Genomic DNA, 16,313 nt, shown 5'->3' with positions numbered 1-16,313 from the left:
TATTAGGTACGTTTAGTGTGAGATGGTAGTTATTATTGGTTCAGCGTCAGCTTTACCCTCTAAGTTCCTGGTAATCACTTCCTCGAACAACTCCTTGGCCTTCACTTTATCTAACGGTTGATTTCGCTTCAGATAGGTGAGTGCTTCGTAGAAGGTGCCGGGGTTGGCGAACAGATCGGTATGCTCACTGAGCCGATGAAAATAGGTAATCGCTTGGTCGTATTTCTGTTGGCGCAGGGAAACAATACCCGCGTATTTTAACGCGCTATCCGAATTAGGCTGCCGGGAAAGTACCTGCTGAAACACGGCATCAGCTTCGGCCAACTGGCCTTTGTTGAATAAGCCAATGCCCATTTTCAAACTGTCGATCGTAGGCGAACCCGACGAACCACCATCCATTGTGGTGGGAAGCTGCATAAAATGTTCGTTTACGTATTGATCGGCCAATTGACGAGCATCAGCACCAGAGCTTTTAGGTGAAAGAAAATACCAACCCAACCCTAATAAGAGTACGATACTGGCAGCAGCTACCCAACGCATCGGGAAACTCCGGGAGGGCGCGAGCTGACGAACTATTTCTCCACCAACCAAATCGTCGGTTGAAATCGATTGACTCTTTTTCCGCAACGCATTGAGTTCGGCACGGCGTTGATCACGGTCTGCGGATTGTAAGGGTTGCTGTACATCTGCTTTTACAGCCTGCCAGGTCAATAGATAAAAAGCGAGCGCTTCGGCTACTGCCGGGTCATCATGAAGGGCTTGCTCAAATGCCGCTCGATCGGCGGGCGAGAGCTGGCCATTCACATAGTTTTCGATCGTTTCCAGATCCTTGTTCATCGTATGTTAAGAAAGCGTTCGCGCAGGCGTTCCAGGCACCGCAAACGACTGGTTTTAGCTACAGCAGCCGAGTTATACCCCATCGCCACAGCAATTTCTTCATCGGAATATCCCTCCCCCCACGACAGAATCATTTCGCGACATTTATCGCCTAACTGACGCAGGTTTTGGAGCAATTTATCAACATCGCTCTGAGCAATCAGCCGTTGTACTACCGATCGGGCCTGATCGGGCAGTTGCATCAGCGAATCGTCGAGCGAAAGGGCATCGTGCACCTTACTCCGATTAGTCGTCTTTTTTCGAATTTCGTCAACACATTTGAACGTAAATATTTGATAGAGATAGGTCTTCAGCTCCGAACGTCCCTCAAAACGGCCACTATCAAGATGATCGAACAGGGCCAAAACAGCGTCAGAATACGCACTGGCGCATTCGTCTTCGGTCAACCGATGTTTACGGGTACCATCGTCGATCAGGTACTGATATTTTTCGTAGAGCTTATTTTCATAGAGTCGGCGCTCGGGACCACCAGCCCGGATGCCAGCCATAAGTTCATCATCCGAGAGTTGTCGAGGAAGGGGTCGCATACAGCAAGGTTAGGTTACACGACCGTAAGGTAGGTAAATTTGCCGAATTCGGACCTACTTCTAGGCAATCAAAAAGGGCTGTGGACTAAAACATAACACAAAGATTAGCAGGGCAATCCACCCCAATATCTGTCGCTTCAGATCAAGCGGTTCTTCCAGTTCGGTTTCGGGATGATATACGCCCAAAAACCGCCCCAGTACAAAGATAAATACCGTAAAACCAAAATAACCGTTTACCGTTGGCAACATCCAGGATACAATCAGTTGGCCCACGACTACGCTAAGCGTAATCAGTAGGTTGGTAGTTCGATTATCGCTGATGCGGCCAAAAGCAAGGTATAAGAAGACAATGTACAGCGCAAAATTTCCTAGTTGTGAAAAGAACGCTTCGTCAGTCGGTACGGCAAAGTCGGTCGGTTTGAAAGCTCCTAAACCAGCATAAAACGCAAACCCGATAAACAACACCGGAGCTACCCACTGGAACCGTTTGCGTCCAATCAGGGCATACAGGATATGTCCGCCATCCAGTTGACCGATCGGTATCAGATTGAGCGAAGTGAAAAATAAGGCCAGATAACCCGCCAGTATATACGGATAGTGTACCATTTCGTAGGGGTGGGGCACCCGAGCCGGATCGGCTACGTACGTTTTGAAGAAATGGAACAGTAAGTTATCCCCTAACCCTATAGCCGCTCCTTCTGGTAAGTTCTGATAGGCGTACAGGCCATAATCGAGTCCCCATTTCTGATATTCAGGGTGAATGGTAAAAATAAACTCGGGTGGAGGTAAATGCGTAAATCCGTACCATAGCACAACTAACGCTAACATAAATCCGGCTAGAGGCCCGGCAATGCCAATATCGAAGTATTTCCGTCGGCTATTGATGTAATCCTTTATTCGAATAAAAGCGCCCAGCGTTCCAATACTTTGCCCAATACCAAACCAGATCGGAATATAAAACGGTAAGGTGACCCGTACACGATTAGCCTTTGCCGTAAAATAATGACCAAACTCATGTACTGTCAGAATAGCCAGAAAGGGTATTGAAAATTGAAAACCAGCCAGAAACTCGTTCCAACCCAACGGGGTTGTTCCTTCAAACGGGATGAATAACCGCCCAAACATCCATTCAGCTCCCGCCAGGGTTGTCGTTATGAGCGTGATCAAAAAAAGACCTCCGTGCAGGAGGTAAGTACGGATGCGAGGGCTCATTCAGTTTAATGGATAATGACTAATGAACAATGGATAATGACTGGTCACTCTGCCAATTATTCATTATCCATTGTTCACTATACATTCATTAAGTAGTCAAGAATTGTCTTGGGAGGCTGTACATGCACCGCCTGAATACCTAACACAGCAGCCGACTGGATGTTTGCCGCATTATCGTCGAAAAAAGCGGTTTCTGAGGCTACAAGCCCGGCTTGATCCAAAACATGCTGGTAAATCGCAGGCGATGGCTTGGCCAGTCCCACTTCATAGGAATAAAATACCCGCTCGAAGAGTTCCTCCAGCGCTGGCTGATTCAACCCTTTTAACACGCCATTCACATGCTGAATATGAATCGGGCTTGTATTGCTTAGCAGAAATAACCGATGATTTTGCTTCAGTTCCTTAATACGTTCGATCCGCTCAACAGGAAGCTCCAGTAGCACGGTATTCCAGGCTGTATCAATCACTTCATCGGCCCAGCTATCATTCTGCAACAACTGCCGAATCTGCGTTCGAAAGGCCGTATCATCAATAAGACCTGTTTCGTAGCGATTGATAAAGTCGTGTTGTTTCCAAATGGCCCTAACTTCGTCTTCCGGCAAATTAGCCAGCATGGCAAAATTCCGAATGGGAGCCGTCAGGTCAATCGGGATGATCACATCACCGAGGTCGAAAATTAAGTTTTTCACAGCTATTTGTTTCAGGTTTCAGGTTTTAAGTTTCAGGTTGGCTGACGCAAGTACAATCATGCGTCAGCCAACCTGAAACTTAAAACCTGAAACAGTTTATTCAACAACAACGCCCATTTCGCAGAACTTCTCAATTCGTTGATTGATGCGTTCTTCGGGTGATAGGGCATTTAGCTCAGCAAGTGCCGACAGGATAACTTCTTTGAGGTGATTAGCCATTTCCTGGTGATTGTTGTGGGCACCACCTACAGGTTCTTCGATAATTTCATCGACCAGTTTGTTGAGCTGCATATCGCGGGCGGTCAGTTTCATGGCTTCGGCTGCCTGTTCCTTAAAATTCCAGCTCCGCCACAAAATCGTAGAACAGTTTTCAGGCGAAATCACCGAGTACCAGGTATTTTCGAGCATCCACACCCGGTCACCAATGGCAATGCCGAGGGCTCCACCTGAAGCGCCTTCACCAATGATGATGCAGATAACCGGAACCGTCAGCATAAACATCTCTTTCAGATTGCGGGCAATGGCCTCACCCTGACCCCGTTCTTCGGCTTCCAGCCCAGGAAACGCTCCCGGCGTATCGATCATGGTGACGATCGGCTTGTTGAATTTTTCAGCCAACTTCATCAGTCGCAGGGCTTTCCGGTACCCTTCGGGATTGGGCATACCGAAGTTCCGATGCTGACGCTGTTTGGTATTCCGCCCTTTCTGCTGGCCAATGATCATTACGGTTTGGCCACCCAGTTCGCAAAAGCCACCCACCATAGCCGGATCATCGCGAACGGTACGATCCCCATGGAGTTCGACAAACTGATCGCACATGAGCGAAATGTAGTCGAGCGTATACGGCCGATCGGGATGACGGGAAAGCTGAACCCGCTGCCAGCGTGTCAGATTCTGGAAAATCTCCTGCCGGAGTTTATCAATACTTTGCTCCAGAATAGCCACGGCTTCACTCACGTCCACGTTGCTGCTCTGGGCCAGTTTCTTTGTCTCTTCCAGCCGCGCTTCCAGGTCGGCAATGGGTTTCTCAAAATCGAGGTAAGTTCTCATGAAGTAGTAATTAGGAGCGAGGAGCGAGGAGCGAGGAGTGAGAAGGCTGACGCACTTAGAAAAACATGCGACAGCCTTCTCACTCCTCGCTCCTAACTTCTCACTTCTTAAAGTTCATATTTCTCTCCTTTCTTCGGAATAATCACCTGTGGGTAGCCTTCTTCGGCCAGTGTGTTGCGAAACGCTTCCATGCTCTCATATTCGCCATGAACCAGGAAAACCGATTTGAGGGTATCGGGTGATTGCATTCCAACAAAATTAATCAGATCGTTGCGGTCGCCATGACCACTAAACACATCTATCTTCTCAATATTAGCCAGCACCTGATGATCATTGCCTTTGATAGTCAGCGTTTGCTGTCCATTCAACAGTCGCCAGCCGAGTGTTCCTTCAGCGCAATAACCGATAATCAGAATTGTCGCATATGGGTTACTGATGTTTTCGGCTACGTGATGCTCGACCCGTCCGCCCTGCACCATTCCCGATGATGAGATGATGATACACGGTTCGTTGAAGTTCGAAATGGCTTTGCTGGCTTTCGACGACTCTAAAAACTGAAAGTTCTCGAAGTCGAATAAGGTTTCGTTTTCCTTATAAAATTCCCGGGCCTCGTTGTTCAGCATCCGCACATGCTGCATATAAATCTTGGAACTTTCGAATGCCATCGGGCTATCCGAAAATACTTTTATTGGCGGAAAATCCCGCTCGGTATACAACCGATTCAGGGTGTACAAAAGCGCCTGCGTACGACCAACGCTAAAAGAGGGTATGATCAGTCGTCCAGGAATATCGACACAGGTACGCTGGATGATGTCGGCCAGGGTATCTTCGGGCGAGAGGTGATTGTCGTGCAGCCGGTTGCCATAGGTACTCTCGCAAATTAAATAATCGACAGCAGGCACCGGAGCCGGATCGACCAGCAGTGGATAGTTTTTGCGGCCAATGTCGCCGGAGAAACAGATACTCTTGCGAACACCACCCTCCAGTACGTTAATGACGATATGAGCTGCGCCCAGTAGGTGGCCTGCCGGAATAAAGGTAACGTCGACATTGTCGGCAACCCGAAACTTTCGGTTGAAGGCAATCGGAACCACACTCTCCATGGTATCCCGCACCTGCTTATCCAGATACAAATCTTTCTGCATCTGCAATTGTCGTTCCTTTACACGCTGCTTTTTACTGGCATTGAGTTCGTTGATTCGCTTCTGATTGAGCGAAGCTGCATCTTTAAGCAACACATTGGTTAGCGCAAAGGTTGGTTCAGTACACAGTATTTGCCCCTCATACCCTTCCCTAAACAGGTTAGGCAGATTTCCCGAATGGTCGACGTGCGCGTGTGTAAGCAGGACCAGATTGATACTTGAAGCCTCAAACGGAAAAAATCCTGGATGAGTAACGGCGGGGGCCGTTTGACCATTCGAACTGGATCGCTCCATATCCGAACCACAGTCAATCAGGATGCGGTAGTCATCCTCCAGTTCCAGCAGGTACATGCTACCTGTTACCTGCCGGGCTGCCCCCAGAAATGATAATTTCATGCGTACAACTTTAACTTACCAGTGTTCTTTCTTCCGATAATTTGTGAAGGTGGATTTGCGTAAACTGGATGGCTCGTATTTCGTAAGTTTGCAAAGGTAAGCAATACCCATCGAATCGCCTAACCGTTCTTAAATGCGCATTCTCCCCCATTTTTCGGTCCATTCTGTCATCGTTGTACTCATCTGTTTTTTTGTTAGTTATGTCGAGTTGAAAGCACAGCCGCGAGCGAAGCGACTGATTGATTCTCTGGCAACACAACATCTAATGGAACAGATAGAAGCGTTTCAGTCGAGTCCGGCAACTCGGTTCGGTACCGTTGCCCTCTCGGTCCGACGCGTAAAGGATAGCGAAGAATTGATTGGCTACAATGCCCGGCTTAGTTTACCCTCGGCATCGACACTTAAGCTCATCACCACGGCTACAGCCCTGGCCGTGCTGGGCCCTACTTACACCTACACGACCACACTTGAATACGATGGAACGATCACAGACAGTGTACTGACGGGTAACCTCTACATTCGCGGAACGGGCGACCCTTCGCTGGGGAGCTGGCGGTTTCCGGGTTATTATGACGTAACAACGTTGGTAAAAAGCTGGGGGGATGCCGTAAAAGCCGCCGGAATTCGCCGGATTCAGGGAACAGTCGTGGGTGATGCCAGCCTATACGACGACCTGACTACCCCTAACACCTGGCCGTTTGGCGATTTGGGCAATTACTACGGAGCCAGTCTGAGCGCCCTGAATATCAATGAGAATCTGTATCGCGTATTTTTCCGGCCCGGCAAATCGCTCCACGCGCCTACCAGTGTTTTACGCACCGATCCTCCAGTACCGTACATCGCTTTTCGAAATACGGTCACGACCGATGCGGCTAATACGGGCGATCAGGTGAATATTTACGGAGTTCCGTTTATGAACCAGCAGTGGCTCACAGGCAAAGTACCAATGGGAGAACCAGCCAATGAATTTAGTGTAAAAGGTGCCCTACCCGACCCTGCCTATTTTGCCGCCTATGCCCTTCAAAATCAACTCTTCCAGCAGAATATTACGATCAGTAATCCACCCGCTTCGATTGGTGGTGGAATACCAGCCACAGTCCCGGTCAACACAAAACGAACGGTGATCAATCAGCACAAATCACCTGCCTTACCCGACATAATCCAGCAGACGAATTTTCAGAGCATTAACCTCTATGCCGAAGCACTCCTACGAACAACGGCTTTAGCCATCAACAAAAATGTCAGAACAACGGACGGAAGCGTGGAAGCAATCACTTCTTACTGGAAGACCAAAGGAGTTAATCTGGATGGATTCCGCATTCGGGATGGTAGCGGCCTGTCGACCGTAGGCGCTCTCACAGCCGATAATATGACCGGTATTCTGAGCGCGATGGGACGCGACAAAAACTTCCCACAGTTCTACGAGACCATTCCCATCGTTGGGCAAACCGGCACCGTCCGAAGCCTGGCCCGTGGAACGGCAGCCGCTGGAAACATTCGGGCCAAAAGTGGATCGATTGAGGGCGTACGGGCCTATGCTGGCTATTTTACAGCAGCCGATGGCGAACCCATGAGTTTCTGTATTCTGGTGAACAAATTCACACCCGGCCAAAGCAGAACTGTCACTAACGAACTCGAAAAGATTTTTGTAAGCCTGGTTGGCCTGAAAGGAGGAGAGTGATTGGTTAACTGGTTCGTAATCAACAAACCAGTTAACCAATTAACTAACAAACCAATCAACTACTACACCCGATTCCCTTCCTCTGGGTGTTCGCAGACGGTTACAACACTGAACCAGTACTGTCCGATGGCTTTGGTTACTTCACTCAGGCGTTGAAACGTAGAAGGTTTTGTAATGAAGCTATTAGCCCCATTGAAATACGATGTTTCTATATCTTCCTTGGCATCGGAGGTGGTCAGCACAATAACTGGGATGTGCCGAAACAGATCGTTCGATTTAATTTCGCGCAGCACTTCCCGCCCATCTTTACGGGGCATATTCAAATCCAGCAGAATCAACTCAGGCATGACATGGGTTGATTCTGCGTACCGGCCATTATAATTTAAGAAATCCAATAGATCTTCCCCGTCTTCAGCAAACGAAATACGGCTGGTCGGGTAATGCTGATGAAAAGCCTCACGCGTTAAATAACGATCGTCTTCGTCGTCATCAACCAGCAGGATATGAATAGGTTTCGGCTGAAGTTGGTCTGTCATAATGTTGTAGTAATTGGCTTTCTGGTAGGACAACCACAAAAGTAGTGCCCTCATTTGGTTGACTCCGTGCTGTAATAAGGCCGTGATGCCGCATAACGACCCGCTTGCAAATGGCTAATCCTATGCCGGTACCTTCGAATGCAGTTTTACCATGCAATCGTTGAAAAACTTTAAAGATGTGATCTAAATATTTCTCCTCAAAACCAATTCCGTTATCCTCAATGGTAATTTCGAAATAAGACCTGCCCGGAACCAGTTCGGTATAGTAATTGCCCTCAGCAGGCCGGGACTGAATCCGAAGTAAAGGCCGAACACCAGGTCGGGTAAATTTAAGCGCATTCGAGATCAAATTGTTAAAAAGATGATCCATTTGGCTGGAAACGGCCTGAATAGTGGGTAATTCACCCACTTCGAGCTGAACATCCATCCCTTTGATCCGCAACTCCTGATCGTCCAGAATCCGCTGAACAATATCGGCCAGCGACACGGGTTTAAAGCTCTCCTGATGATTTGATATCCGCGAAAAGTTTAGCAAATCCTTAATCAGCTTCGACATGCGCTCGGCTGAATGCGAAATCTTGCTCATAAACATCAGGCTGTCGGCGTCGAACAGGCTGCTATACCGATCCGTAATCAGATTGGAGAACGACTGAATTTTTCGGAGCGGTTCCTGTAAATCATGACTGGCTACGAACGCAAATCGTTCCAGCTCTTCATTCGAGGTTTCGAGTTGGCGGATTTGCCCCCTTAACTGATCCTCATATTCGCGAAGTTGATCTTCCGTTTCCTGACGTCGAATCAGTTCCTGCTCCAGCAATCGGTATGAAATGACCAACGCCATAAAGGTCAGCAACGACAAGGCAAAAATCACGGTCAACGTATTCCGAAACGAACGGGTCGCCAGTTTATTCCGCATTTCCATGAGCGTCTGTTCCGTTTCGACCATAATCGACACATGCTGACGAATAATACCCATGAGCCGCTTGCTTTGGGTACTTATTGCCAGATTCCCTTTGTCGGCAAGGCTTGTCCCAATTCGTACCTGCGTAACGGCTAGTTTATCGTTGATCAGTTCGGTTAGTACCTGCTGGCGTTGTCGTTGAAGTCGATTATCGGTGGTTAACCCCTCTAGTTTCCTGAGTTCAACCGGTAACTGAATCACGGCCTTCCGATACGGCTGCAAATACGACGTGTCGCTGGTGATCAGGTAGCCACGTGAACCCGATTCCAGGTCTTTAACCAACGACAGGATTCGCTCAAGCGTGCCGGTTACTTCATACGTATGCCGAACCCGCTGCGTATCCTCACCATGCTTGTTATAGCTATAAAACGATATAATAAACCCTGATGCAATCAGCACCATAGCCACAATAAACCCCAGGGCTATTCGCCGATTCATAAGTCTGGGACCGAATTGTGGAGCAATCTTCATAACGTCAGAATTCTAATCAACTACTCCACTATAACGATTCAACGACCAAATTATGGTTCGTATAAATACATACATCGGCAGCAATGTGCAGGCTTTCTTTCACCATCTCTTCGGCCGACAGCTCAGAGGCATGTTTTTTTAGGGCAATCGCTGCCGATTGGGCATACATACCCCCGGAGCCGATGGCCGCAATATCACTATCGGGTTCGATCACATCGCCCGTACCCGATACGATGAGCAGGTCGTCTTTCGATGCGACAATGAGCATGGCTTCCAGCTTCCGCAGGTAACGATCTGTCCGCCAGTCTTTCGCGAGTTCGATAGCGGCTCGTTTCAGGTTGCCGCCATAGGCATTTAATTTCTCTTCAAAGCGCTCGATCAGCGTAAACGCATCGGCGGTTGAACCGGCGAAACCAGCCAGAACCTTCCCCCCCATCAACACCCGAACTTTTCGAACATTACTCTTGGCAATGGTATTTCCCATAGTGGCCTGACCGTCGGCACCTAGAGCCACATGGCCATTGTGCCGAATCCCGACCACCGTCGTTGCATGAATTGTAGGCTGCATAAATTAACTTGTATTGGTGGGTATAACATGTTTAGGACCGTTTAGGGTTCAACGCGTGGAGCAAGGGGCGTGGGGCTGGGAGCGTGGAGCTGGGATGGCGGGGAAGTTCTATCCCAGCTCCACGCTCCATGCACCACGCCCCTTGCTCCACGCTTTTTCACTCTTCCGAAAACGGGATTGAGCGATTAATGCTCTCTTCAAGTGAGATAAAGGTCTCTGTTCGCTGTACGCCACTCACTTTCTGGATCTTATCGTGGAGTACTTCCCGTAGGTGCTGGGTGTCGCGGCAAACGATTTTAGCGAATATGCTATAAATGCCGGTAGTATAATGGACGTTGACGACCTCCGGAATTTTTTCCAGTTGCCGGGATACGTCTTCGTACAATGAACTTTTATCTAAGTAAATACCCAGAAAGGCACTGATGTCCCAACCCAGTTTGGCGTGGTCGATCACCAGTTGCGATCCCCGAACGATCCCCATCTGCCGAAGTTTATTCATCCGCACATGAACTGTCCCCCCCGAAACGAAGATTCGTTTCCCAATTTCGGTGTACGGCATGTTGGCGTCCTGCATTAGCAGGCTCAGGATTTTCAGATCGGTATTATCAATTTCTAAATTTTTTTCCGCCATTTCAATCAATTATTCGATGAAGCGTAACAAATCTACTCCATTTTTAAATGAATTATAAATTTTAAGAAAATTTTATGTGAAATTTGCAATGAATAGACAATATAACTTAACTTTGTATTGTCAAGTTGATCGAGCGGGGTCACACGCCGGTCTTCTTGACATTTTTTCCTCACACTGTAGGATGTCGAAATTGGCAGACGTGCCCTCCTGTCTCGGGGGTGGTGATAAAGGATAAACGCAGCATAATGCCGTCCTTGTGGCGACTGGGGTTGACCACCAGAGTTGTACTGTAGCTAACTGCACCGTGGGCGGTTCGAGTCCCCCTCCTACAGCATTTGGTTTTTAGTTTGTTGATGAAGTGTAATTGAACACGCCGGCTCCCCGATGAGTCCGGCGTTTGTTTTTTATGCGTATTTTTGCAATTTAAAAAGTAGTTTGGCCCGTAGCGTTTGAACTACAAACCTCAAACAGGATTTTCCTACGTGAAACACATCCGTAATTTTTGCATTATTGCTCATATCGACCACGGCAAAAGCACCCTGGCCGATCGATTATTAGAATTTACCAAGACAGTAGGAGCCCGCGATATGCAGGCCCAACTGCTCGACGATATGGATCTGGAACGAGAACGCGGCATTACCATCAAGAGCCACGCCATCCAGATGGAGTATATGCACAAGGGTGAGCTATATACCCTAAACCTGATTGATACACCAGGACACGTTGACTTTTCCTACGAGGTTTCGCGGTCCATTGCCGCCTGTGAAGGAGCCTTACTGCTGGTCGATGCGTCGCAGGGAACCGAAGCCCAGACGATTTCCAATCTGTATCTGGCTCTGAACAATGACCTGGTGATTATACCGGTCCTCAACAAGATCGACCTGCCGGGCGCTATGCCTGAAGAGATTAAGGACGAGATGGTTGACCTGCTGGGCTGCGATCGGGACGACATTATTCCAGCATCGGGAAAAGAAGGGATTGGCGTTCCTGAAATTCTGGCGGCCATTGTCGAGCGAATTCCGGCTCCAACCGGCGATCCTGATGGAGCGTTACAGGCCCTTATCTTCGATTCGCATTTTAACTCTTATCGCGGTATAGAAGTTATTTTCCGGGTTAAGAACGGACGAATTCGGAAAGGTGACCGGGTTAAGTTCATGAACACCGGCAAAGAATATATCGCCGATGAGGTAGGTACACTCGGCCTAGATCAGGTGCCTAAGCCCGTGATCGAATGTGGCGATGTAGGCTACCTGATTTCGGGCATTAAAATCGCGAAAGAAGTAAAAGTGGGTGACACCGTTACTACGGTCGAAAATCCCGCCAGTTCGGCTATTCAGGGTTTCTCGGAAGTAAAACCAATGGTGTTTGCGGGGATTTATCCGGTAGAAACCAGCGAATTCGAAGACCTCCGCGATGCGATGGAGAAACTCCAGCTCAACGATGCCGCACTGGTTTGGGAACCCGAAACATCGGCGGCTTTGGGCTTTGGTTTCCGATGCGGCTTCCTGGGCATGCTCCATATGGAAATTGTACAGGAACGCCTGGAGCGCGAATTCGACATGACGGTTATTACCACGGTGCCCTCGGTACGCTTCGAGGTGATGACCACCAAAGGCCAGGAAATTCAGGTATCGGCTCCTGCCGAAATGCCCGACCCCAACTTGATCGACTATATTGAGGAACCGTTTATCCGGGCACAGATCATCACAAAGGCTGAGTATGTCGGTGGCATCATGAGTCTGTGTATGGACAAGCGGAGTATACTGAAAAACCAGGTATATCTGACCGCCGAGCGCGTTGAACTTCAGTTTGAGATGCCATTGGCCGAAGTTGTATTCGACTTCTTCGATAAACTCAAGACGATCTCGCGCGGCTATGCCTCCCTCGACTACGAGTTTATGGACAACCGCGAATCGGACATGGTCAAGCTCGACGTTATGCTCAATGGCGATAAAGTCGATGCGCTCTCGGCCATCGTTCACCGCTCGAAATCGTATGAATGGGGTAAAAAACTGTGCGAAAAACTCAGAGAACTAATCCCTCGTCAACAGTTCGAAATCGCCATTCAGGCGGCTATCGGGCAGAAAATCATTGCCCGCGAAACCCTGAGTGCCCTGCGCAAAGACGTTTTGGCCAAGTGTTATGGTGGCGATATTTCCCGAAAACGTAAACTGCTTGAGAAGCAGAAAAAAGGGAAGAAACGCATGCGCCAGGTCGGCAACGTCGAAATCCCACAGGAAGCGTTTATGGCCGTTCTGAAGATCAACTAAACGAAAAGCCAGTTCAGTAATGAGCTGGCTTTTTCATTTGTTAGCTGTCTAAGGCATATTTTTTATATACCAATCCGCTTACATCTCATACTTGACAAAAGCGGCATTTTTTTTGTAATATAGTTACGCATAGACCATGACTAACCGTAACCCATATGCGTGCTTTAACCTTTTTAATTTGTTTTCTGGCGGTATTTTCAACAGCCTACAGCCAGAATATTGCCGTTGCCCGAACGCAGAAAACGCTGTTTACTATTTCTGCTGTCGATGACAAAACGTCACTAGAAATTCCAGCCCAGTTCACGATTCAGGCAAAAATGGCCAATAAAAAGTTTGTGGGAAAGAGTTATGCCAACGGCAAACCCTTCGCATTTGTGCTCACTCGTACCGATACACTGAATGTCATCGCCAGTTCACCCGGCTATTTTGAGGCAGAAGAACTCATGGCCGTTTCGTGCGATACCTGTGCAGATTATGGATACGTGATCCGTCTCGAAAAAGAAGAACCCAAGGCCGATACGGTGTTTCGAAACCTACAGCTCAATCAGGCATTTCGGCTCGACAATGTGTACTTCGATCAGAGTAGTTACGTGCTGCGGGCCGAGTCCTATCCGCAATTAAACAAACTCGTCAAAACCCTGGTCTCGATGCCAAAACTGGTAATTGAAATTGCCGGGCATACCGATAATGTCGGTGACCGTCGATTGAATCAGGCGCTTTCGGAGAACAGGGCTAAAATTATTACCAACTACCTCATTCGAAACGGTATTGCCGAAACCCGTCTCCGCCACAACGGGTATGGCGATACGCACCCGGCTGCTCCCAACGATACCGAAGAGAATAAACGAAAGAACCGGCGCGTCGAATTTGTTGTATTAGCTATGTAAGTAGGTCATTCATTGGTATATATTGCTACTGAATTGTGGGCAGCGATCAAAACGATCCGTACTACTGAATGACCACAAAATGGCTTTTCAATGAAATACTTCGTTAAACCCGGCTCTATTGTTCGCCAGATCTGGGGCGACGCCGATGTAATCCTGTTAGTCTTTGCCGGATCGGCGGCTGAGTTTGCCCTCAACCGAGCTGTTGACTGGTTATTTTATACGGGAAAATTACCTGCCGACCCGATTGGGCGCTTGTTTTCGACCGTTCGGTATGCGCAGGAAATAGTGTTCACCCCTGACGAGAAAGCCCGCCAGGCCATAAGCCGAATGGGAGCTATTCATCAGGGCATCGAGCAAAAGCGAGGGTACCAAATCCCCGACTGGGCTTATCGCGATGTACTTTACATGCTCATCGACTACTCGCAACGCGCTTTTGAATTGCTAAAACGTCCGCTCACCGATAGCGAGCGCAACGAGCTATTTGCTACCTTTCGTGAAGTAGGGGCTGGGATGGGGGTGCCTGACTTACCGACTACGTATACCGATTGGCAGACCGATCGGGAGCTTCATCTTAACCGCGATTTGGTCCGCAGCGAGTTCACAGACCGACTCTTTCAACGATACCGTGACGAGTTAGGCAACTGGCGATACGATCTGCTCCGACAGGTACAGGGAATGCTGGTCCCTAAACAGGTTCGTCACTTACTCGAATTACCACAGAAACCACTGCTCAACTATTCACTGGGCTTGTATGGCCTCCTGAATGCCATTGGACTACGTTCATTTGTCCAGCGGGTCCTGCTGCCAACCGAATATCTGGCGCAGATCCGAGCGTTGGATAAGTAGTTTACGGCTCCCTTAAAACCTTCATCAACAATGATTTCCTCGCCTATTACTACATCGGTTTTCGATCTGTTTAAAGTCGGGCCGGGGCCATCCAGTTCGCATACCATTGGCCCCATGAAAGCCGCGTTCGATTTCCGACAGCGACTCGCCCAACTCCCTCCCGATGCACAACAACGGGCCAGTGCCATTCAGATACACCTGTATGGTTCATTGAGTGCTACTGGTAAAGGGCACGGTACCGATCGGGCTATTGTGGCTGGCCTACTCGGCTGGCAACCCGAAACCACCGATCCCGATGCCTTGCTAAAACTGTTGCGGGATGAGTCAGTAATCTATCCGGTTCCGGTAGGCTCTCAAACGATTGGTATAGGCCCGAAGCAGATTTTCTTCCATAAAAAACGGTACGATTCGCCCTATGCCAACACGATGGTGCTGACGCTAATGGCGGACGACGAAACACTGGCCGAAGAAGAGTATTACTCCATTGGAGGTGGTTTTATCCTTCGAAAAGGTGAGGCCGAAGTGGCGGCCAGCCCACAGTCAGTTCCGTATCCATACAGTACAATGGCCGAGCTGAAAGGCCAGCTTACCGACCATAACCTTACTCTGGATGAGCTGTTGATGGCCAACGAAATGGCTATCACGGGTCGGAGCCGGGCCGAAATTAACCAGCGAATCGACCAGATTCTGGACTTTATGCATAAAGCCGTTCGGCGTGGACTACGACATAAAGGTACGCTGCCGGGTTCGATAAAACTGAGTCGAAAAGCACCGATTCTATTTCAACAGGCCAGGGAAATGAGCCATTCGTCGGATAGCTTCCTGATTTTCCTGAATGCATACTGCTTAGCGGCTTCAGAAGAAAATGCGGCTGGTGGCATCGTGGTCACAGCCCCCACTTCGGGGGCATCGGGCGTAATTCCTGGGCTTACGTACTTAGCAAAACATCATTTTCATCACGACAAAGCTACCTTGCGAGTGGGTATGCTGGCAGCAGCCGCTATTGGCTTTCTGGTCAAACACAACGCTAGTATTTCGGGAGCCGAGATGGGGTGCATGGGCGAAATCGGTACGGCTTCGGCAATGGGAGCGGCTTTTCTGACCCGCTGCGCTCAGGATCAAGTCAATATTGGCCCGATTGAAGCTGCCGCCGAAATTGCCATCGAACATCACCTCGGCATGACCTGCGATCCAATAGGTGGCTACGTACAGATTCCGTGTATCGAACGCAATGCGATGGGAGCCGTAAAAGCCTATAATGCTTATCTGCTGGCCACTTCAGGAGCCGCTTCGTTCCAGAAAATCTCGCTCGATGCCGTTATCAAAGTGATGAAAGCCACCGGCCGTGATATGTCGACCAAATACAAAGAAACCTCCGAAGCCGGATTAGCCCTCAGTGCGACGGAGTGCTAAAATGAGGAGAAAGGAGGACGGGAAGAAAGGAGAAAAGAATTGAAATATCTATCTTTTCTCCTTTCTTCCCTTCCTCCTTTTTTGCTTCCAAAACATTTCCGCACCTTTAACATGTTCTTTAATAGCATACCGTGTA

General features: G+C 48.8%; 15 protein-coding genes. 5 read left to right on the top strand and 10 right to left on the bottom strand.

Annotation, left to right across the window (positions count from 1 at the left end; translation table 11 throughout):
• Nucleotides 1-12 precede the first annotated feature (12 nt).
• The 6 genes from ACYVFD_RS18210 to ACYVFD_RS18185 form a co-directional block, all read right to left on the bottom strand.
• The gene (locus ACYVFD_RS18210) at nt 13-837 is read right to left on the bottom strand and encodes a tetratricopeptide repeat protein (protein WP_461091827.1); all 825 of its coding nucleotides are present in this window, start codon (nt 835-837) and stop codon (nt 13-15) included.
• On the bottom strand, nt 834-1,424 hold the full coding sequence (locus tag ACYVFD_RS18205) for an RNA polymerase sigma factor (RefSeq protein WP_461091826.1): 591 nt from the start codon (nt 1,422-1,424) through the stop codon (nt 834-836). Before ACYVFD_RS18205 ends, ACYVFD_RS18210 begins: the two co-directional genes overlap by 4 nt.
• A gap of 60 nt (nt 1,425-1,484) precedes the next feature.
• Nucleotides 1,485-2,636, bottom strand: a complete 1,152-nt coding sequence (locus tag ACYVFD_RS18200) for a site-2 protease family protein (RefSeq protein WP_461091824.1) — start codon at nt 2,634-2,636, stop codon at nt 1,485-1,487.
• Between the two features lie 77 nt (nt 2,637-2,713).
• Nucleotides 2,714-3,325, bottom strand: coding sequence for an HAD family hydrolase (locus tag ACYVFD_RS18195; protein ID WP_461091823.1), 612 nt, complete (start codon nt 3,323-3,325; stop codon nt 2,714-2,716).
• Nucleotides 3,326-3,421: 96 nt separating this feature from the next.
• Nucleotides 3,422-4,375: an acetyl-CoA carboxylase carboxyltransferase subunit alpha gene (locus ACYVFD_RS18190; RefSeq protein ID WP_461091821.1), complete on the bottom strand. Its 954-nt coding sequence runs from the start codon at nt 4,373-4,375 to the stop codon at nt 3,422-3,424.
• A 107-nt stretch (nt 4,376-4,482) separates the two neighbouring features.
• Nucleotides 4,483-5,913 (bottom strand): MBL fold metallo-hydrolase RNA specificity domain-containing protein, encoded by a 1,431-nt coding sequence (locus tag ACYVFD_RS18185; protein ID WP_461091819.1) that lies wholly within the window; start codon nt 5,911-5,913, stop codon nt 4,483-4,485.
• A gap of 265 nt (nt 5,914-6,178) precedes the next feature.
• On the opposite strand from ACYVFD_RS18185, the gene dacB reads away from it, so the two are divergent.
• Nucleotides 6,179-7,594 carry a D-alanyl-D-alanine carboxypeptidase/D-alanyl-D-alanine endopeptidase gene (gene dacB / locus ACYVFD_RS18180; RefSeq protein WP_461091817.1) on the top strand — a complete coding sequence of 472 codons (1,416 nt, stop codon included), beginning with the start codon at nt 6,179-6,181 and terminating at the stop codon, nt 7,592-7,594.
• A gap of 62 nt (nt 7,595-7,656) precedes the next feature.
• Here dacB and ACYVFD_RS18175 read toward each other — a convergent pair whose 3' ends face one another.
• From ACYVFD_RS18175 to ACYVFD_RS18160, 4 genes are all read right to left on the bottom strand, one after another.
• A complete protein-coding gene (locus ACYVFD_RS18175; protein ID WP_461091815.1) occupies nt 7,657-8,130 on the bottom strand; it encodes a response regulator in 474 nt (157 codons plus the stop codon).
• Nucleotides 8,084-9,529, bottom strand: coding sequence for a sensor histidine kinase (locus tag ACYVFD_RS18170; protein WP_461091813.1), 1,446 nt, complete (start codon nt 9,527-9,529; stop codon nt 8,084-8,086). Before ACYVFD_RS18170 ends, ACYVFD_RS18175 begins: the two co-directional genes overlap by 47 nt.
• Nucleotides 9,530-9,590: 61 nt before the next feature.
• On the bottom strand, nt 9,591-10,130 hold the full coding sequence (gene hslV, locus ACYVFD_RS18165; RefSeq protein ID WP_461091811.1) for an ATP-dependent protease subunit HslV: 540 nt from the start codon (nt 10,128-10,130) through the stop codon (nt 9,591-9,593).
• A gap of 157 nt (nt 10,131-10,287) precedes the next feature.
• Entirely contained in the window at nt 10,288-10,761 is a 474-nt protein-coding gene (locus ACYVFD_RS18160) for an Lrp/AsnC ligand binding domain-containing protein (protein WP_080057511.1), read from the bottom strand.
• Nucleotides 10,762-11,243: 482 nt separating this feature from the next.
• Between ACYVFD_RS18160 and lepA the strand changes: the two genes are divergently transcribed.
• The 4 genes from lepA to ACYVFD_RS18140 all read left to right on the top strand — a co-directional run bounded on the left by lepA (nt 11,244) and on the right by ACYVFD_RS18140 (nt 16,177).
• Nucleotides 11,244-13,031 (top strand): translation elongation factor 4, encoded by a 1,788-nt coding sequence (lepA, locus tag ACYVFD_RS18155; RefSeq protein WP_461091809.1) that lies wholly within the window; start codon nt 11,244-11,246, stop codon nt 13,029-13,031.
• 155 nt (nt 13,032-13,186) lie between these two features.
• A complete protein-coding gene (locus tag ACYVFD_RS18150; protein ID WP_461091807.1) occupies nt 13,187-13,918 on the top strand; it encodes an OmpA family protein in 732 nt (243 codons plus the stop codon).
• A gap of 90 nt (nt 13,919-14,008) precedes the next feature.
• The gene (locus ACYVFD_RS18145; protein WP_461091805.1) at nt 14,009-14,764 is read left to right on the top strand and encodes an oxygenase MpaB family protein; all 756 of its coding nucleotides are present in this window, start codon (nt 14,009-14,011) and stop codon (nt 14,762-14,764) included.
• Nucleotides 14,765-14,794: 30 nt separating this feature from the next.
• A complete protein-coding gene (locus ACYVFD_RS18140) occupies nt 14,795-16,177 on the top strand; it encodes an L-serine ammonia-lyase (protein WP_461091803.1) in 1,383 nt (460 codons plus the stop codon).
• The last annotated feature ends 136 nt before the right edge of the window (nt 16,178-16,313 follow it).

This window comes from Spirosoma gilvum (assembly GCF_054776815.1).
Note: the sequence above shows the minus strand (reverse complement) of the source record. Positions and strands in the feature narration are given on the sequence as shown.